We start from the raw sequence: 18,734 nt of genomic DNA, 5'->3' as shown, positions 1-18,734 counted from the left end.
ATTTCCTCAATAAATCCAGATCTAATCTCAAAGAAAAAATACTGTGAATATGGAGATCTTCTAATTACCTTAACTGGCGAAAACCCTAAAGAAATAGCCACAACATCTGCTTATTTAGGAAAAGACAAATGCATTGCAGGATGAGGTCTATTTGTACTTAAACACAACCAAAACCCAAAATATTTAGCTTATGCTCTATCAACATCTAACGTTCAACAACAAAAACAAATGCTAGCTTCAACCAGCACAATGGCCAATATAACTGCCGACAAACTGAAACAAATAAAAATCCCTTTACCCCCTCTAGAAGTACAAGAAAGAATAGTAAATATTCTTGATAGATTCAGAAAATTATGTGAATATGAAACGGGTATTGCTAAAGAAATAGAAATGGCTAAGAAGCAATATGAATACTATAAGGATCTACTAATAAATCCCAATTATTCTTGACAATAATCAGCTAATCTAGAAGAATATCTTGTTTTAGTTACTCAAGTTTGATCTCCATCTTTCAGATTTAAATTTTTTCAACATAATTTTCTTGGTTTTTGTTTTTCTTCTTCTGTTTCTCTGTAACTGTCTAGAAGACATCTACCAGGTTTCTTAGGTCCTTCTTCAGCATATCTTTCATCTTTTTCTGCATCAGAAAAAATTTCAGATATATGAGGATATGAATCACAAACTGTTCCACAAGGGAATGAATCAAGGAAAAACATAATTAATTAATAATTTACGAAAATTATTTTAGCTACAAAGTTAAAAAAATGAATAAAAATTTTTAAAAAAAATTACTTTTAGAAAAAAAATAGAAAAAAGCTAAGGTTTTTTAGGTGTTTTTGGCATATATAGACTTTTTACTGCACATCAGAAAGACTTACCTCCCAGAGGATTATTGGTTGTTCAAGTATCTTTCTTATCAATATCTGATAAATAGCAATAATCTGTATCCTCTATTACTACCTTAGGGCTAACTTCTCCTTGTAAAGACTGAACAATGTAATCAGTTGCTTTAAATGGCTCTACACAAAACAAAGCAGCTTCTTGAAATAAATCAATTTTTGTCTTATCTTCAACAGTAATTCCATCTACAAACTCTTTACTTAAATAAAAGTTAGTTCTTTCAAATGGTTGACTTAATACATCCTGACATCTTTTCTTAAAGACATTTATTTTGTTTGTATCTATCTGTTCTTCAGAAGAAATTCCATCTTCTCCAACAATAGAAGTTAAATCAGTCCCTTCAATGAATGATTGTTTTTCTCAATATTTAACATCGTTATCTTTTTTAAATCAACCTCCATTTATTACCGTCTTTCATTTACTATCATCAATTGTCTGTGCAACATCAGTATTTAAGGGAGTTAACTTATGTCTCTTAAGTACTTGAGAAATAGTTGGAACTGTACATCATTCTCTTAATCTAGCAAGTTCATTGTAATTTGTCTTTTTGCCTTGAGAATCATCAGTATATGGTTTTTTAAGAGACTCAATACATGCTTGCTTTCATGGCTCAACATACTTTTGATCTGGTTTCTGCAAAATAGTCAATGCATAACTTTTTTGACCTATTTGACTATTAAAAGTCTGAGTTTTAAATTCAACTCTTGGACTGCCTTGAAATCTTTGATTATCGTAATAAATCAAAGAAGATTTTGTTGGATCTAATCTTTCCATCAGTATGTTCAACACTATTGATTCGCTAGTGTTTTGGTCAACCAATGTATAGTTCTTGCTTTTCAATTCAGAACCAAATGTATATGGTTCTACTTCAGGAGTATCATCAACTTTTTTTGCTGCTGAATCATCTTGAGATTTATTCTCTGCACTAATTACTCCTTCTGATTCGTTAGCTTCGGAAACCACATCCATGGTTCCAAAACCATGACCATTTTTTAGATATATTTTGGAGCCTACTCCTGCTGCTCCAGATAAAACTCCAGTAGCCGTTAAAGTCTTAACAATAGTTGAGAATATAGACATTGTTTTTTAGATTTGGTCCCGGGATTATAGAAACCAAATCTATTTTGAAATGACTACTTTAAAAAGATCTCAAAAAAATAGAAATATAGGACTTAAAAAAGAAAAATACAAATTGAATGAATTAGCTTGAAAAAACTAAAACAATTCAACTACTCTTGACAATAATCTGCTAATCTAGAAGAATATCTTGTTTTAGTTACTCAAGTTTGATCTCCATCTTTCAGATTTAAATTTTTTCAACATAGTTTTCTTGGTTTTTGTTTTTCTTCTTCTGTTTCTCTGTAACTGTCTAGAAGACATCTGCCAGGTTTCTTAGGCCCTTCTTCAGCATATCTTTCATCTTTTTCTGCATCAGAAAAGATTTCAGATATATGAGGATATGAATCACAAACTGTTCCACAAGGGAATGAATCAAGAAAAAACATAATTAATTAATAATTTACGAAAATTATTTTAGCTACAAAGTTAAAAAAATGAATAAAAAAATTTTTTAAATAGAAAAATAATAAAAATAGACCTTTATCTAGATGTTTTTGGAACATATAAACTTTTTACCGCACATCAGAAAGACTTACCTCCCAAAGGATTATTAGTTGTTCAAGTATCTCTATCATTAGTATCCGAAATATAGCAATAGTCATTTGTCTTAGTAGCTAAAGTGGAACTGACTTGACCTTGCAGAGAAAGAGTTATATATTCAGAAGCTTTAAAAGGCTTAACACAAAATAATGCTGCCTCTTGAAACTCATCTACTGTTGGTTTTGGACTATCAGAATCAGCAATTCCATCTATAAATTCCTTTGTTAAATAGAAATTAGTTCTTAAGAAAGGCTTTGCCAAAACATCTTTACATCTATTCTTAAAAATATCTATCTTTGAAGAATCAATTGATGATTTCTCGGAAATCCCATCTGTCCCAACTAAATCACTTAACTGAGTAGAAGTAATAAAGGATTGTTTATCTCAATATTTAGTTTCTCCATCTTTCTTAAACCAACCTCCAGCTATTACCTCTTTCCATGTCTCATCATCCTTTGTCTGAGAAACATCAGTACTTAAAGGAGTTAATTTATGTCTTTTTAAAACATCTTCAATAGTTGGAATAGTGCATCATTCTCTCAATCTTGCCAACTCATTGTAGTTAACTTTAGTTCCTGTTGAATCATCTACATATGGCTTCTTAAGAGCCTCAATACATGCTTTTTTCCAAGGCTCTACTACAGATTTATTTGGTTTCTGCAATACGGTCAATGAATAACTAACTCCTCCTACAGAACTAGAAAATGTCTTAGTTAAAAAATCAACTTTTGGATTCTCCTGGAATCTTTGTTTATTGTTGTAAGTCAATTTATCCTTAGTAGGATCCATTCTTTCCATAATGATGTTCAGAATGACATCATCGCTTGTACTGTTATCTACCAAAGTAAAACGACTAGATTGCAATTTAGAACCAAATGTTTCCTGATTAGAAGTGCTTGAATTAGTTGCTGCTTGAGATTCACTTTGGTTTTGACTTGACTGTTCTGAAGTATTTTCATTTTCAGATGCTGGAGCAAGAGAATTAGAAACCACATCCATGGTTCCAAAACCATGACCATTTTTTAAATATATTTTGGAACCTACACCTGCTGCTCCAGATAAAACTCCAGTAGCTGCTAAAGCCTTAACAATAGTTGAGAATATAGACATTGTTTTTTAGGAAAGTGGCGACCATCATAAAAAGCTTCTCTTATTTTTTTCAAAAACTTACTAAAAAAAGAAAATTTGTAGCGAAAGAAAAAGCTTTTATGTTCTATTTAGAATGCTTGTTTTTATCGTAGAGTAACTTAACAGCACATCAGAAAGATTTTCCCTCTATAGGTCCATTAGTTTTCAGATTTTTATATTCTTTTATTCCTTTTTCTACATAACAATAATCTTTCTTATCTGCTTCACTGAAGCTTGACTTAGGCAATCCTTGCATAGATTTATCTACATAATCATCAACTTTCATAGGTTTAGAACAAAATAAAGCTGCTTCTTGGAATTCATCTATACCATCCTTCTCTTTAGGATCCATTTCTTTCCAAAACATAGTTGGAGCATAAAAAGTTTTTCTAGTAAATGGTTTCTCTAATATTTCTTGACATTTCTTTTTAAATTTACTTACTTGTTCATCAGTTACATCTGTCTTGCTCTTGATACCTTCTCCATTCAATTTTTCTTTACCTCCTAAAAAACTTTCAATCTCACTTTCAGAAATAAAAGATTGTTTTTCTCAATATTTAGTATCTCCTTTCTTCTTAAACCAACCTCCAGCTATTACATCTTTCCAATCATCATCAATGATTCCTTTATTGGTCTCAGTCAATAATTGAAACTTATGTCTACCTAAAACATCCTTTATAGTTGGCTCAGTACATCATTCCCTCAACCTAGCTAATTGACTCTCTGCTTTTTCTTTCTTATCTTTATCACTCTCATTTACTCTATATTCAACCGCTAAAGCTTTAATACAAGCTTCTTTATATTCATTTACAAACTTCTTATCTGGTTTTTCTAAGATAGTTAACTCTTGTTTCTTGTCTTTAATTTCTAATTTCTTAACAGTAAAAGAAATCTTCTTACTGCCTTCAAATATCTGCCCTTCTGAATAATCAAAATTCTGTGTCTTATTAGGGAACAACCTCTGAGACATAATATTAAGAACTATGTCATCAGAAGTATCATTAGTAACAACCTTATATTTCTTATTAGTTAACTCGCTAGAAAAGCTATAGGGCAATAAGACTTCTACAAAACCACTATCAGAAACTAAAACAAACTCTATATTCCTAAAATATAGCTTTACTCCAACTCCAGTAGAACCAACAAACAATACAGGTATCCCATATTTATTAAAGAAATAGTTAAATACCTTCATAACACCACCTTAGTATCCAAAAAAGTGGCTGCCATTATAGAAACAAGAACTATCTATAAATGACTATCAAAAATAAATCTCAAAAAACCAAACAAATCTACTGTACAGCTCTCTTAAATTCCATTAATTTCTCAAAAAAATTCTTAACAATTCCCTCAGCAAAAATAGTTAACACATCATATACAAGTTCCAAAGGATCACAATTCCCATAAGAAATCTCTCTTAAAGCGCAATTAAATGACTCAACTATACCTTGAGCCGCCAAAACGCCAACAAAAGGAAGTCTCGCTTTCCAGAAAAGAAGAGCAGAACCAGCAAACACTGCAACTATAGTAGCTCAAGTAGCTATCTTTCTAAATAACTCTTGATTATTGTTGTATAGAGAAACTAAAGCAATAACTGCCGAATATCCACTACAGAAACCAAAACTAATTACATGTGAAAAAGGAGATCATCAACCCCCATTACAAAACTTCCACATATTACTTTCATAGATCTCATCCAGTTTTCTCTGATAATCATTCTCAAGAACATGCATCTCACTTTTCAATCTAGAAAACTTATACAAATCAGCATCTTGCCCCAATACACTTCTCTTAATTTCTTCTGAAGTCAAATAGTCATCCTTAGCCAAAGAACCAAGTAAATCTTTATCTTCTCTAGAAATAACACTTACTCCTTCCAAAAACTCAACTACCTTATCACTACCACTAACTCCAAGCACCTCACCAGAAAGAACATCCATTGTCTCTTTTCTAATTCTTCTTTGATTAGCAACATCATCCTTCAATGCCGATTTAATCTTTTCCTTAACAACTTCTTTTTCCTCATTAGTAAGCTCAAATTCTTTCTCCTCTAAATTCAAACTTCTTCCTTCTTGCTCCCATTTCTCTACTTTCCCCTTCAGAACATCATGAATACAATCTCCCCATAACTCTTTCTGAGTTTTAGCGGCTCTGCGACTCTCCTCCTTAAACTTATCCATCTGATTCTTGACAGTAGAGCCCAATCTTTGATAACTATCATCACTGAAATCCCTAACAGCACTAATCAACTGCAGATAACAACTATCTATATCCTTTTCCTTCGCTCTAGACAACTCATCTATTTCAGACTCCCAAAACTTCTTAGAAGCTTCAACACTTTCCTTAATCCCTGCAAAATCTTTACTTCTAGACTCCAATAAATAATCAAAAATTATTTTGCTAATCTTTTCTTCATCCAATAAGAAAGTGCTCACGCTACCAGAAATAAAACTATCGAAATCCCTAAAACAACCAACTAAAGAAGTAAGAGAACCATCTACTAAAGAAGTAGAAAGGCAACCTAACTTCTCAGTAACATCACTACTTGCCTTTGCTTTCTTTCCATCTCTAATATGTTTAAGCAACCAACCTTCATCCAGTACTCCTGTTCTCTCAGCTTCAGCTATCTTTTCTCTATCAAGAATAGATTCAATATCAGATACCTCTACCTTAAGTCTCTCAATTAAGGCCTCTAAATTCAATTTCATATATGCCTAAAAAATATTTCTCAGGCATAATAACAAAATCAAAAAAACCAAGCACTACAGCGACATTAATTATTAATCCTTTCACCCTTTTCTTTCATACTTTCAATCTCCCTTTTGTTCTCTAAAATCCACTTCCATAAAAGGAAAAATAAACAGACATCAAATATTATTAATCCCCACAAAATAAAAAACTTACTAATTGCATAAGCTCCTCTAAATTGAAGTTGAAATAAAAAAGAAAAACTCTCATCGCATAAAGAAGGAAGGCACAGTAAAGAACATAAAAGCATCCAAAGAGTAAATCACAAATGTTTTTTCCTCTTTTGAGGATTCTCTCTATTGAAAACAATATTGTTTATTCCAATAAAAAAACAAACTGCAAAGAACAGCACGAATAGAAACAGCCAAGACATATCACTTAAAAAACTAGAACTCATAAACAACACTCTTAACTACTAGAACACAACTAGAAAGCTAATAGCAAGAATTAATGATCTCTGTCAAATACATAAAAATCCAAATTACTAATCTCTACACATATTATTACACCAAGTTTAACAATATTATTTAATCCCTACAACAATGTCTTTATTTAACTATTTTCTAAATATCCTCTTTTAATCTCGCTTATCTAACGAACATAATATTTTTCGCCTTGAATTTCAATACTTTCTTGATAAAAACTCCAGACAGTTTTCAACTCAAAACTTTCTATAAGAACAATAAAAAAACACCTATATCAACTAAAAACTACTCACCACTAAAGCAACCAAGAATCTAAATAAACCTAACTAAATGGAGAACAACAAAAACATACAAATAGTTACTTTAAGTAAATCTATTACGAGAACTATGAATATAAGATTCCACAATCATCAATAAATAACTAACCATGAAAACCAGCAACATAATAATTAACGCTGTTTCTATATTCGTAGGAACCTCAGCAATTACATATATATGTACAGGAGAAAGTCTAGACTGAACAGCTGTAAGAGTCTGAGACCAGTTTTATCAAGATCTAAATTGAATTGGAGATTTAGAAAAAGATGATGCTAATTGAAACACTTGAGCAGAAAGATGAGCAGAATTGACGTTAAAAAAAGATTCAACAAGTGATCCCAAAAATCTTAAATCCGATTATTGAAAAAATAAAGTTATAGGAACAGAAAGTAAAACCGCTTTAGATGCAAGTGGACAGAGTGGAGATGAACAGAAAAAAACATGAGCCAAAAAACCAGAAGAAAGAAGCGCCATACTAGAACTAGTAAAGAAACTACAAGACGAATGTAAATGAGCTTATGGAAGATATATAAACAGAGCTCCTAATTGAGATAGATCATGATTCAAATCTCTATCTAGAAGAGATCCAGAACAACCCAACGAAGATGACAAAAACTACGAATACTGAAAAGATGTATACACAGCCTGCCAAAAATCAACCAGTCCAACAACCTTACCAGTAGGATGATTATCTAAAGAAAATGCCCGTCTATACTCGCAATGATACAATCCACCAGCAACAAAATAATAAATTTCTATCTCCTTTTCTTTAGTTGCACAAGAACAAAAAATACAAATATTCAAACAATCTACCTATAGCTTTTTTACAAAAAAGTAACAAGAAAGACGCATCAAGTAGATAACAACCAAAAAACAACAAATATTTATAAAAAAACAATACCTACAAGAATAAAAAAAATAAGAAATAATTTTTTAACATCTCATTGGGACTAAACGGCTTCATCACAAACCTATTTTTTTCATTCATAGGAACATCTTGTACCGCTTTTGCCCTTGCAGGCGAAAGTCTTGATTTCTATGCTGTAAGAGTATGAGACCAATATTCAGAATACCTAAGAAAAATAGATGATTTAAACAAGAAATCAGTCTGAGATGAATGGGTAAGTAAATGAGTCTTACTTGTCGTGTCACATAAAAGCGAAGAGAAAAAACAGCTAAAGTCAGAGTATTGAAGAAACGTAGTAATTGAAATAGGATCAGAAAGAAATAATGAAAAGTTCTTAAATAAAGTACTGAACATTACAGAAGCAATAAGTTACACAGAACAAGATGCAAATAAAAACCCTTACACCAAAGCAAACGATGACAAAAAACAAGAATGAGCTAAACAAATAAAAAATAAAAAATTTCTATACCCTAAAGTAAAAAAACTACAAGACGAATGTAAGTGAGCTTACGGCAGATATATAAACAGATCTCAGAAATCAAATAGATCATGACTTAATTCATGATTTATCAGAACCGGAAAAGAAATTAAAGAAGACCAAGAAGAAAACTGGAAATATTGAAATGATGTTTATGTTGCTTGCTCCCTATCGGGAGTAAATGATCCATTGCCTCCAGGTTGATTAGCAAAAGACACTATGCATCTCCACCAATCATACTTTTCTCCAAAAGTAAAAACCACTGAAAAATCCCAAGAATCTAGTAGTTCAACTACACAAGCCTCTAGATAAAAATTTTTTACTCATCAAATTCAAAAAAATTAAACAGAAAAATCGGATGGCAAAAGTAAACTGTAAACATCTAAATTGTGTATATATCTCTCATACTTAAGTAGAAAAAAGTAATTTTTTGCGTACAGACCGATTATCAGACGAATCTATTCAGTTATATAAAAGCACTATCTGAGATAACAGAAGAAAAAACACTTCATATACAAAAAATAAAGAACCTCCCTCATTTTGCAACTAGATAGTTTTTCTGCTAACTTAGCAGCTTTATTTATAGGTACAGTATCAACCACCTATGCACTTACAGACGGCACAGATGGCTATGCAGTAAGAGTTTGAGATCAATTTGGCGACAAGTTAAAGAAAATTGATGATCTAGATGAGAATTGAAGTGCTTGAGTGGATAGGTGAGTTATCTTAGTGCTTTCCCAACACACATATAACAACGTTAACCAATACAAAAAGGTTCTAAAAAGTGATTATTGAAGACAACAAGTTATTAAAGAAACAGAGAATGAAAAGTTCTTAAACGATAAAAGTGGCAAAACTACAACTGATCATTCTAAAAATGCAGATGATGAAAGAATTGCAGCAGCCAAAAAACCAGAAAATAAAGATTACGTTAAATCACAAATAGAAAGACTAAGAGAGGAGTGTAAATTTGCATATAGCAGGTACATAAATAAAGATAGTTCTTGAGATAAGTCTTGACTTAAAGCATTATCTTTAAGAGATAGAAATAAACAGGAATGATCAAAAGATAAAAACAGCAATTATGACTACTGAAATGATGTCTATATAGCTTGCTCTAACACAGGAAGCAACGAGCTTCTTCCTGCTGGATGGCTATCTGAAAGTATGAAACATATACATACAAAAAACATTAAGTAAAGGTAATTCTTATTATGGGACTAAACAGTTTCGCAACTAACTTTGCCGCTTTATTTATAGGTACAGTATCTACTACTTACGCCTTTACAGACAGCACAGATGGCTATGCAATCCGAGTATGAGATCAATTTGGAAGTAATTTAAGAAAAATAGATGATCTAAATAATAAAGAAGAATGGGACTGATGAACTGAAAGATGAGTTTATCTAGTCCTTTCTCATAAGAGTTCTGCAGAAAAACAACTTACATCCGATTATTGAAAAAATACGGTTATTGAAATCGGAGCAAATAAGCCTAATGAATTGTTTTTAAATAAAGCTATTCCTAAAGTAGAAGAAGCACAAAAATATTCAAAAGACAATGACATCAAAAAGAAAGAATTGGCTTTAAACAGCAAGAAAGAATTATTTGACAAAGTTAAAAAACTACAAGATGAATGTAGATGAGCCTATGGAAGATACGTAAATAAAGACATATCTCACGAAAAATCTTGATTCCACGCCATATCTAAAAGAACTAAAGTAGAAGTAGGAGAAGAATTAACGAAAAGCTACGAATATTGAAAAGATGTCTATAGAGCTTGTTCTATATTAGGACTTAATAATAATTTACCTCTTGGTTGGTTATCTAAAGAAACTATTCATATTTATGAATCTAAAAATCTATATAAATCCACTAAATAATCACTTTTTTACTTATTAGCCTTCATTTATAGATATTTAAATAGCACATTTTCTTTACTTTCATGAAAACAAGCAACATAATCATCAATGCTGTTTCTCTATTTGTAGGATCCTCAGCAATTACTTATGTATCTACAGGAGAAAGTCTAGATTGAACTGCTGTTAGAGTCTGAGATCAATTTCATAAAGAACTAAATCCAATAGAGAATTTAGAAACAGATGAAGAAAATTGAAAACTTTGGGCTAAAAAATGAGCTACTCTAGTTCACAACGAAGAAACAAGTTCAACTGCTGCTGATAAGAAACTTCAAACTGATTATTGAAAAAATAAAGTTATAGGTCAATCAAGTAAAGACGCCTTAAAGAAAAGCAATAAAAGCGATGAAACAGGAAAAAAGAATTGAGCTAAAGAAACATCACAAAGAGGAGAACTATTAAATCTAGTAAGAAGATTACAGGATGAATGTAAGTGAGCTTACGGTAGATACATAAACAGAGCTATTAACTGGGACAGATCTTGATTCAAATCTTTATCTAGAAGAGCAACTGGAGAAGAAAAGAAAGACGATGATGCAGAAAACTATAAATATTGAAGTGATGTATATATAGGCTGTTCGCCAAAAGAAAGCAATAAAACCCTGCCTGTTGGCTGACTATCACAAGAAAACCTTTATTTATACAAGCAATATTATGATCCGACAAAAAATTAAAAACAAATTTTCAATTATCTACTCCTTGTAAAGTTTCCTGCGCCTTTATATGCCTACAGTAAAAGAATAAATCCATAAGTATATATTTATTTCTTATGGATCTAAATAGCTTTTCAGTTAATTTCGCTGCTCTATTTATTGCAACAGCATCTACAACCTATGCTCTTACAAATGATGGATCAAACGGGTATGAGATAAGGGTATGAGACCAATTCGGAGAGAATTTAATGACTATAGGAAATTTAGATGAAGAAGAAGTTTGAAACGAATGGACAAAAAGATGAGTGTTGTTAGTTGTTGCTGAAAATAGCGGCGAAAACAAAAAATTAAAAAGCAATTACTGAAAAGAAAAAGTTATTGATCAAACAGGCAATTTAAGTTTTGTAAGTGAAAGTTTGGGGAACGATCAAAAGAATAATTTCTCCAGCACAAATGACGAAAAAAGAATTCAATATGCCCAAAGTAAAAAATCAGAAATAAGATCGAGAGTCAGAAAGTTACAAGAAGAGTGTGAATATGCCTATGGCAGACACATAAACAGAGATAGTTCTTGATATAAATCTTGATTTAATTCAGCATCTCAAAGAACTAAATTAGAAGAAAAAGACAACAAAAAAGAAAAAACTTTGAATATTGGAGAGACGTTTTTAGAGCTTGCTCTAAAGAGGGAGATGTAGACAAAATGCCTATTGGCTGATTAAGCTCAACTAACTTAAAGCTATACAAAGAAAAAGAACTCTACAAAGAAGAAAAATAAAAAGTCTTAATTAATTTGGCACTAAATAATTTTTGAGCTAATTTTGTTGCTCTCTTCATAGGAACCGTATCAATTACTTATGCTGCCACAACTGATGGCGTCGGAAGATATGGAGTAAGAGTTTGAGATCAATTTGGAGAAAAGCTAAAACCTCTAAAGAATCTAAATGACGATGGAGTTTGGGATGAATGAGTAGATAGGTGAGTAGATTTAGTTCTTTCCCACAAGAGTCCAGATCACAAGAAAATTAAATCAAATTACTGAATGAATGAAGTCATTGAAATCGGAGAAGAAAAAGAGAACGAACAGTTCTTAAATAAAGCTATACCAAACATAACAGGCGACGATAAATACAAGAAAGAAAATGATGATCAGAAAAAAGCTTTAGCCAAAAAACCAGAAAACAAGCCATTTTTATTACCAAAAATCGAAAAATTAAGAGAAGAATGTAAATATGCCTATGGTAAATACATAAATCCCGATGCTAATCCAAAAGAATCTTGATTTAAAGCATTAGAACAAAAATCTAAAAAATCAATAACTGATGATGAAAACTATGCTTACTGAAAAGATGTTTACATAGCCTGCTACAACAAATGAGACAAAAACAATCTACCTTCTCTATGAATGACTAAAGAAAATAAGCACCTCTACCTACCAAAATCCAAGCAAAAAATAAATTAGATATTCTTCCCATTGCTCAAGAGGTTTGTCAGGATCTACCTTCGATGGATCGACACCAAATCTTTTTAGATCTTCATTAGGAATCAGGCCATTCAACAAATCTTCAGTAAAGTGTTGCTTATTTCTATATTCTGATTTTCTTTTCTCTAAGAATTTGCCATCTTCAGATTCATGCTCTTTTGCAAGTAAATCTTTTATATGATTCCTAAAATGGCTGCCGGGATCCTTATTTAACTGCAACCCTACTACTGTTCCAACAACTATTGTCGCTACAGAAATAGCAGCAAACAAAGACTTAGGATAATCCTTTATCGGCAAAAACATAAACAAGTTTCGTTTATGTCTAAAAACTATATTAAGTGTGCAAATTAGAAAGAAAAAACAAACTCTCTTCCAATAATTTTTGCGCCCACTTATTGTATCAAACAGCCCAGAAGACTAAATTTATAGCTAATTCTGGGCTTATTAACTAAATAGCCTTGCAAAATTCATCAAATACCTTTAAATCTCTTTCATCAGGCTCATCTTCTGTTGCTAAATCATATTTAGATTTGCATCAATTACTTATGTCATATGCCGTTTTAGGAACATCCATTCTAAAATGCAAGCTGGTTCATCCTCATTTCAAAAAATCATCCTTATGAAACGCTCTCAAACTTTCAATCAATTTATTTAAAAAATCATCACGAGTAGAAGGATTATTTAATAATTTTTGAATATTTTCTAACAGCCTGTTTCTAAGAAATAGAGAGCCCGTTGATCAATTAACTCTAGATTGAAAATGTTTTCTAGTGGATTTGTTTTCTGGAGCCTTCGGTTGCTCTTCTGGTGGTTTAACCTCATTTTTCAAAACGTCTTCAGCAGGGGATTTCTTGGTTGCAGCTGCAGAAACACCTCCTATAATCCCTGTTGTAGCTAAACCTGCTACTGCTTTCTGAGCTGTTGTCATATTTTTATTAAAAACGGATTTTATTTCTTTATGAAACTCTTGAAACGAATCCAAAAAAATTCAAACCACATATTTAAAAAATCTTATAAGTATCTAAATCTATCTTCTTAAGAAAAGAAACTATTTAGGCATACAAAATTCTCCAAATACCTCCAAATCTTTTTTATCTGGCTCATCTTCTGATGCCAAGTCATACTTAGATTTACATCAACTACTTATGCCATCTGCTGTTTCGCTTATCTTGCTGTGAAAATCTCAACTATGACTTCCTCACTTCAAAAAACCATCTTTATGAAACACACTCAAATTTTTCGTTAATTTTTCTAAAAAACTAGAACGAGTAGTAGGATTGTTTATCAAAGCTCAAGTATTGTTAAATAAATTATTCTGAAAAAATTGATGATTTCCGCTCCAAGTAACCTTATCCTTGAAATGCCTTTTAGACTTCTTTTCTGAAACTTTAGTTTTCTCTTTTTTCTGCTCTTCTGGCTGCTGATGCTCAGTCTCAATTTTCAATTCTTCTTCAACAGGAGACTTTTTAGTCGCAGCTGCGGAAACACCGCCAATAATCCCTGTTGTAGCTAAACCCGCTACTGCTTTCTTAGTCGTTGTCATTATTTTTATTAAAAGAAGTACTTTATTTCTTTATGAAACTCTTGAGGCGAATACAAAAAAATTTCAACTCATATGTTTAAAAAACCTTATAGAAAATCTAAATTCGCTTTCTAAAAGAACTAATTGGTAGGCTTACAAAATTCTCCAAATACATTTAATTCTTCTTGGTTTGGCTCATTTTCTGATTCCAAGTCATATTTAGATCTACATCAATCACTTATATCCTCTACAGTTTTGTTTACATTCTGTTGAAAATTTAAAATGCGATGACCTCAATTCAAAAAATGATCTTTATGAAATACACTCAAATTTTTCATTAACTTTTCTAAAAAAACATGAGAGGTGCTAGGACGAATCAATAATTCCCTAATATTATTGTGCAAATTATTCCTAAACCGGAAAGAATCATGTCGCCAAACTACCTTATCCTTGAAATGCCTTTTAGATTTCTTTTCTGGAACTTTAGGTTTTTCCTTTTTCTGCTCTTCTGGCTGCTGATGCTCGGTCTCAATTTTCAATTCTTCCTCAACCGGAGACTTTTTAGTTGCAGCTGCAGAAACACCTCCTACAATCCCTGTTGTGGCTAAACCTGCAGCTGCTTTCTGAGCCGTTGTCATTAATTGTTAAAGAGTGAATTTTATTCTTTCATTAATTTCCTACAACAAATATAAAAAAATACTATTCTTTTCAACCCATATATTTAGAAAAAGCCAATTTAAACAAAGCCTTATAAGGATCTAAATCTATCTTCTTAAGAGCATTAACTACTTCATTATCAATAGAAAAATTCTTCTTTCTATCAATAACTATCTCACCCAATAACTCAATTATTTTTTGACACAATTTATAAAAAGCATATTTATCATTTGTAATTAATTCATAGAACTGATCTATAGATATTCTTCTAATCCTCTCATCTAAATAAGTGTTTCCATCTATCTTCATTTTTCAAGGAATATTCTGCGATCTAACAGCAATTACTTCAACTAAAGCACAAACACAATTCTCATCTTCTTTAATTTTCTCTCTAAACCTCTCATAAGTCTTAGATGCACTAGAAGAATTCATAGTATTATGTTTATTTTTCAATTCAACAAATACCCTCCTCTTCCCATCATCAAAAACAACATCAAATCCTTTCTTGGGAACTTGACAGTTATCTATATATTGAAATATGTCTTGATGTAAATAACCAATAGCATTGTTATTGCTTTTATCTATCTGCCTATGAACCTCCTCATTCACAACATCACATATATCTTTCCCATAAATCTTTGAATCTAAAGTAATTTTTATTGGATCAATAATATTTGCATTAAATTCAAGAATTCCAAATATCTTTTTATTTCTTAAGTACTTATCAACTACTTCCAATAAATGCTTCCTTAAATCATCATCAGAAATAAAACTTAACTGCATATCTCTTTCCAATAATCCATCAAAGCTCTACCAATAGCAAAAGCTAAATTAACTGGAACAGCATTGCCTATCTGTTTATATTGAGAATGTATAGAACCAACAAATTTTCAATCATCAGGAAAACTCTGTATTCTCGCATATTCTCTTACGGTAAAGGGCCTCTCCTCTTCTGGATGACACCTATCTGTTTGCTTCTGTACAGGAGAACAAGTAAGTGTTAAACAAGGCTCATCTCAAGAGATCCTTCTAAGAACTCCTCTTTTTCCTCCTCCGCTATAGTAAGACTTACCCATATACTCTTTAGCTAATTCAACTGGCAAATCTACTCAACAACCTCCAGCAGGAATTAATTTAAATAATTTGCTTCTTTTCTCAGAATACTTAGCTCCTATAGACAAAGGAACATCTTTAAGCGCATCCCTAATCGAGTTCTTAGATAAAAACTTTTCAGGAAAAACAAAATCTTTTTTATATAAATCGTTTCTTATCCCAACTATGAATACTCTCTCCCTCTTCTGAGATACACCATAATCTAAAGCATTTAATACCTTGTAAGAAACCCTATATCCTATCTCTGAGAAAGTATCTAATATCCTTTTAAAAGTCTTGCCTGAGTCATGAGTAACTAAACCCTTTACATTCTCGCAAAGAAACAATTTAGGTTTAAGTTGTTTAAGCATAAGAGCAAAGTAATAGAACATCTGCCCTCTTGAATCCTCTAAACCATCCTTTTTTCCTGCATAACTAAATGTCTGGCAAGGAAAACCTCCAGACAACAAATCTAATTCTTTTTCTTTAATTCCCAATAATTGACATACATTCTTATCCACTAACTCCCTAATATCTTCTTCAAATACTCTTCACTTCTCTCTATTAACTCTCAGTGTCTGAACAGCATATTTGTCTATTTCATTTAAAGCTATATGAAAAAACCCAGATTTCTCTAATCCCAAAGCCAAACCTCCTGCACCAGCAAACAACTCTATAGACTTTGGTTTTTCTTTATTCATCCAGATCTAATATCCTCCATTTAGGACTTTAATTAATTAGCACTTAATTTAAATATCTATCTAACTTATGAGCCCTTTTTAGTTCTAAATAACCAGAGAAACTCCTGCCAAAACTATTTACTTCCCTATAAATAAATTAAATATACAAATATTACAGATACGTAGAAAGCAAATTCTATAATTCGTTATCTGAAATAAGCGCATGACAAAAAATGAAAACAAGCACAAAAGATATATTTAAATCACTTGAATTAGGAGGAATTGGAGCAATTACTGGAGCAGGAGGAAGTTTCGGTTATCAAACAGTAAGCAAAATATTTGTCAATCAAGAAAAAGAAATACAAGAATTGAAAAAATAGGAATAGTCAATTAGATAAAGATCTTTTGCTTTTAGAGAAAAAAGCAGCAGCAAATAAGTTTCATAAACCCACTACAAATGAGTTAGAGAATCTATGCAAACAATGAACAGGAAAACCTGAAGATAAATCCAAATATCTAGAGTTTGTAAACAAGATAATAAAAACCCACCTAAAAGACTCCAACTTCGATGCCATTAGTTGTGAAGCTTCTAATAATCCTCAAATATAGATAATGTGAAAAGAAATAGCTTCTTCTTCAATTGGTCTAATCTCAGGATGAGCAAGTATTTATTACTTCAATACTCAAACAACTACAACAATAAAGGAATTAAGTCAATCAATAGAAGAAAAGGAAAAGAAAAGCGCTAATCTTTCAAGAAAAATAAAAGAAAACCAAAAAGAATTAAACAAGTTTTGTGAATACGTTTCAGCTCAAGACGGCACTATAACAGGCAAACATATAGAAGCAGCAAAAACAATAGTTAGATTAATATCTCCTGGATCTGAAATAAATCAAGATGGTGATAATTGTGAAATAAAAAGAGAAAATACCTAATTCAACTATTTATAAAAAATTAACTAGCAGTCCTATTCTTATATAAAGCCTTAACAGCGCATCAGAAAGATTTACCTCCCAAAGGATTATTAGTTGTTCAAGTTTCTCTTTGATTATCAGTCAAATAACAGTAGTCTGTATTAGCTACTACTATATCGGCACTTTCTGAACCCTGTAAAGAGCCAGTTATATATGTTGTAGCAGTCATTGGCTCTACACAAAATAAAGCTGCTTCTTGAAAAGGATCTATTGTAGGTTTAGTTGTATCACTGCTCATTCCCTTAATGAATTGAGTAGTTAAATAGAAGTTATCTCTTACAAACGCTTGTCCTAATACTGCTTTACACTTATTTTTAAATACATCAATTTGTTCTTTAGTAATTGATTCTTTATCTTTAATTCCTTCTTTATTAGCTCCAATAACTTTATCTAAATCTTCTCCATCAATAAAAGACTGATCTTCTCAATTATTCTTATTATTCTCTTTCTTAAATCAACCTCCAGCTATTACTTCTTTTCATTTAGAATCATCCTTCTCATCAGTTGTACTTAAAGGTTTAAGTTTATGTCTCTTTAAAACATCATCTACTTTAGGAACAGTACATCATTCTCTTAATCTTGCAAGCTCGTTGTATTCAGGTTTACCATGTTGTTCAACTTCTGCTGTAACAACTGTATTTAAAGCGGTAACGCAAGCTGTTTTTCAAGCAGCTACGTATAAAACATCAGGTTTCTGAAGTACAGTAAGGGAGTAGTTACTATTTCCTACTGTACTAGTAAAAGTTTTATGACCAAATACAACCTGAGAGCTAGTTTTAAATCTCTGTCCGCTGCCATAAGTTAAATTAGCTTTGGTTGGATCCAATCTTTCCATCATGATATTCAAAATGATGCTATCTTCAGTGGATTCACTAACCAAAGTAAAACTTTTCTTAGTCAATTCAGTTCCATAAGTTCTAGGAGTATTAGTTCTTTCTGATGCTTGCTCTTCTTGAGTAACAGTTGGTGATTGCTGCGTTGTTTCATCAGTCTTAGAAACCACATCCATGGTCCCAAAACCATGACCATTTTTTAGATATATTTTGGAACCTACACCTGCTGCTCCAGATACAACACCAGTAGCCGTTAAAGCCTTAACAATAGTTGAAAATATAGACATTGTTTTTTAGATTTGGTCTCGGCATTATAGAAACCAAATCTATTTTGAAATGACCACTTTAAAAAGATCT

Annotated in this window: 24 protein-coding genes; 11 read left to right on the top strand and 13 right to left on the bottom strand. The window is 31.5% G+C overall.

The features are described from left to right. Positions 1–456 (top strand): restriction endonuclease subunit S (locus H6411_RS02145; RefSeq protein WP_216082985.1); only part of this gene is annotated, 456 nt, incomplete at its 5' end. Here H6411_RS02145 and H6411_RS02140 read toward each other — a convergent pair. The 6 genes from H6411_RS02140 to H6411_RS02115 form a co-directional block, all read right to left on the bottom strand. Beyond that, on the bottom strand, positions 441–716 hold the full coding sequence (locus H6411_RS02140; protein ID WP_216082963.1) for a hypothetical protein: 276 nt from the start codon (positions 714–716) through the stop codon (positions 441–443). The genes H6411_RS02145 and H6411_RS02140 overlap by 16 nt on opposite strands. A 100-nt stretch (positions 717–816) precedes the next feature. Next, positions 817–1,980, bottom strand: coding sequence for a hypothetical protein (locus tag H6411_RS02135; RefSeq protein ID WP_216082984.1), 1,164 nt, complete (start codon positions 1,978–1,980; stop codon positions 817–819). A 149-nt stretch (positions 1,981–2,129) separates the two neighbouring features. Continuing rightward, entirely contained in the window at positions 2,130–2,405 is a 276-nt protein-coding gene (locus H6411_RS02130) for a hypothetical protein (RefSeq protein WP_216082963.1), read from the bottom strand. Positions 2,406–2,499: 94 nt separating this feature from the next. After that, the gene (locus H6411_RS02125; RefSeq protein ID WP_216082983.1) at positions 2,500–3,669 is read right to left on the bottom strand and encodes a hypothetical protein; all 1,170 of its coding nucleotides are present in this window, start codon (positions 3,667–3,669) and stop codon (positions 2,500–2,502) included. A gap of 103 nt (positions 3,670–3,772) precedes the next feature. After that, a complete protein-coding gene (locus H6411_RS02120; RefSeq protein ID WP_216082982.1) occupies positions 3,773–4,882 on the bottom strand; it encodes a hypothetical protein in 1,110 nt (369 codons plus the stop codon). Between the two features lie 97 nt (positions 4,883–4,979). Continuing rightward, entirely contained in the window at positions 4,980–6,395 is a 1,416-nt protein-coding gene (locus H6411_RS02115) for a hypothetical protein (RefSeq protein WP_216082981.1), read from the bottom strand. Positions 6,396–7,287: 892 nt separating this feature from the next. Between H6411_RS02115 and H6411_RS02110 the strand changes: the two genes are divergently transcribed. The 7 genes from H6411_RS02110 to H6411_RS02080 all read left to right on the top strand — a co-directional run bounded on the left by H6411_RS02110 (position 7,288) and on the right by H6411_RS02080 (position 12,597). Further along, entirely contained in the window at positions 7,288–7,926 is a 639-nt protein-coding gene (locus H6411_RS02110) for a hypothetical protein (RefSeq protein ID WP_216082980.1), read from the top strand. 196 nt (positions 7,927–8,122) lie between these two features. Then, positions 8,123–8,875: a hypothetical protein gene (locus H6411_RS02105; protein ID WP_216082979.1), complete on the top strand. Its 753-nt coding sequence runs from the start codon at positions 8,123–8,125 to the stop codon at positions 8,873–8,875. 228 nt (positions 8,876–9,103) lie between these two features. Beyond that, positions 9,104–9,763: a hypothetical protein gene (locus tag H6411_RS02100; RefSeq protein ID WP_216082978.1), complete on the top strand. Its 660-nt coding sequence runs from the start codon at positions 9,104–9,106 to the stop codon at positions 9,761–9,763. Positions 9,764–9,777: 14 nt separating this feature from the next. After that, positions 9,778–10,446, top strand: coding sequence for a hypothetical protein (locus tag H6411_RS02095; protein ID WP_216082977.1), 669 nt, complete (start codon positions 9,778–9,780; stop codon positions 10,444–10,446). Between the two features lie 62 nt (positions 10,447–10,508). Continuing rightward, entirely contained in the window at positions 10,509–11,156 is a 648-nt protein-coding gene (locus tag H6411_RS02090) for a hypothetical protein (RefSeq protein WP_216082976.1), read from the top strand. A gap of 95 nt (positions 11,157–11,251) precedes the next feature. Continuing rightward, positions 11,252–11,833, top strand: coding sequence for a hypothetical protein (locus H6411_RS02085; RefSeq protein WP_216082975.1), 582 nt, complete (start codon positions 11,252–11,254; stop codon positions 11,831–11,833). Positions 11,834–11,928: 95 nt separating this feature from the next. Further along, positions 11,929–12,597: a hypothetical protein gene (locus H6411_RS02080; RefSeq protein ID WP_216082974.1), complete on the top strand. Its 669-nt coding sequence runs from the start codon at positions 11,929–11,931 to the stop codon at positions 12,595–12,597. Here H6411_RS02080 and H6411_RS02075 read toward each other — a convergent pair. The 6 genes from H6411_RS02075 to H6411_RS02050 all read right to left on the bottom strand — a co-directional run bounded on the left by H6411_RS02075 (position 12,568) and on the right by H6411_RS02050 (position 16,590). Then, a complete protein-coding gene (locus tag H6411_RS02075; RefSeq protein ID WP_216082973.1) occupies positions 12,568–12,921 on the bottom strand; it encodes a hypothetical protein in 354 nt (117 codons plus the stop codon). The genes H6411_RS02080 and H6411_RS02075 overlap by 30 nt on opposite strands. Positions 12,922–13,066: 145 nt before the next feature. Next, a complete protein-coding gene (locus H6411_RS02070; protein ID WP_216082972.1) occupies positions 13,067–13,546 on the bottom strand; it encodes a hypothetical protein in 480 nt (159 codons plus the stop codon). A 120-nt stretch (positions 13,547–13,666) separates the two neighbouring features. Next, complete coding sequence (locus tag H6411_RS02065; protein WP_216082971.1) at positions 13,667–14,161, bottom strand: hypothetical protein; 495 nt, start codon at positions 14,159–14,161, stop codon at positions 13,667–13,669. A 119-nt stretch (positions 14,162–14,280) separates the two neighbouring features. Beyond that, positions 14,281–14,778 carry a hypothetical protein gene (locus H6411_RS02060; RefSeq protein ID WP_216082970.1) on the bottom strand — a complete coding sequence of 166 codons (498 nt, stop codon included), beginning with the start codon at positions 14,776–14,778 and terminating at the stop codon, positions 14,281–14,283. Positions 14,779–14,839: 61 nt separating this feature from the next. Then, complete coding sequence (locus H6411_RS02055) at positions 14,840–15,580, bottom strand: Eco47II family restriction endonuclease (RefSeq protein ID WP_216082969.1); 741 nt, start codon at positions 15,578–15,580, stop codon at positions 14,840–14,842. Beyond that, positions 15,571–16,590: a DNA cytosine methyltransferase gene (locus tag H6411_RS02050; protein WP_216082968.1), complete on the bottom strand. Its 1,020-nt coding sequence runs from the start codon at positions 16,588–16,590 to the stop codon at positions 15,571–15,573. Before H6411_RS02050 ends, H6411_RS02055 begins: the two co-directional genes overlap by 10 nt. Positions 16,591–16,802: 212 nt before the next feature. Here H6411_RS02050 and H6411_RS02045 point away from each other — a divergent pair, with 212 nt between their 5' ends. Genes H6411_RS02045 through H6411_RS02035 form a run of 3 tightly spaced genes read left to right on the top strand, consistent with a single transcriptional unit; the run spans position 16,803 to position 17,505 of the window. Then, the gene (locus H6411_RS02045) at positions 16,803–16,949 is read left to right on the top strand and encodes a hypothetical protein (protein ID WP_216082967.1); all 147 of its coding nucleotides are present in this window, start codon (positions 16,803–16,805) and stop codon (positions 16,947–16,949) included. After that, the gene (locus tag H6411_RS02040) at positions 16,909–17,178 is read left to right on the top strand and encodes a hypothetical protein (protein ID WP_216082966.1); all 270 of its coding nucleotides are present in this window, start codon (positions 16,909–16,911) and stop codon (positions 17,176–17,178) included. The genes H6411_RS02045 and H6411_RS02040 overlap by 41 nt, the downstream gene beginning before the upstream one ends. Positions 17,179–17,181: 3 nt before the next feature. Next, positions 17,182–17,505, top strand: coding sequence for a hypothetical protein (locus H6411_RS02035; protein WP_216082965.1), 324 nt, complete (start codon positions 17,182–17,184; stop codon positions 17,503–17,505). Between the two features lie 19 nt (positions 17,506–17,524). On the opposite strand, the gene H6411_RS02030 is transcribed toward H6411_RS02035, so the two are convergent. Then, complete coding sequence (locus tag H6411_RS02030) at positions 17,525–18,664, bottom strand: hypothetical protein (protein WP_216082964.1); 1,140 nt, start codon at positions 18,662–18,664, stop codon at positions 17,525–17,527. Positions 18,665–18,734 lie beyond the last annotated feature (70 nt).

The organism is Candidatus Mycoplasma haematohominis, assembly GCF_902712995.1.
GTDB lineage: Bacteria > Bacillota_I > Bacilli_A > Mycoplasmatales > Mycoplasmoidaceae > Eperythrozoon_B > Eperythrozoon_B haematohominis.
The sequence above is the reverse complement of the archived record's forward strand: the minus strand, read 5'-3'. Positions and strand labels throughout refer to the sequence as shown.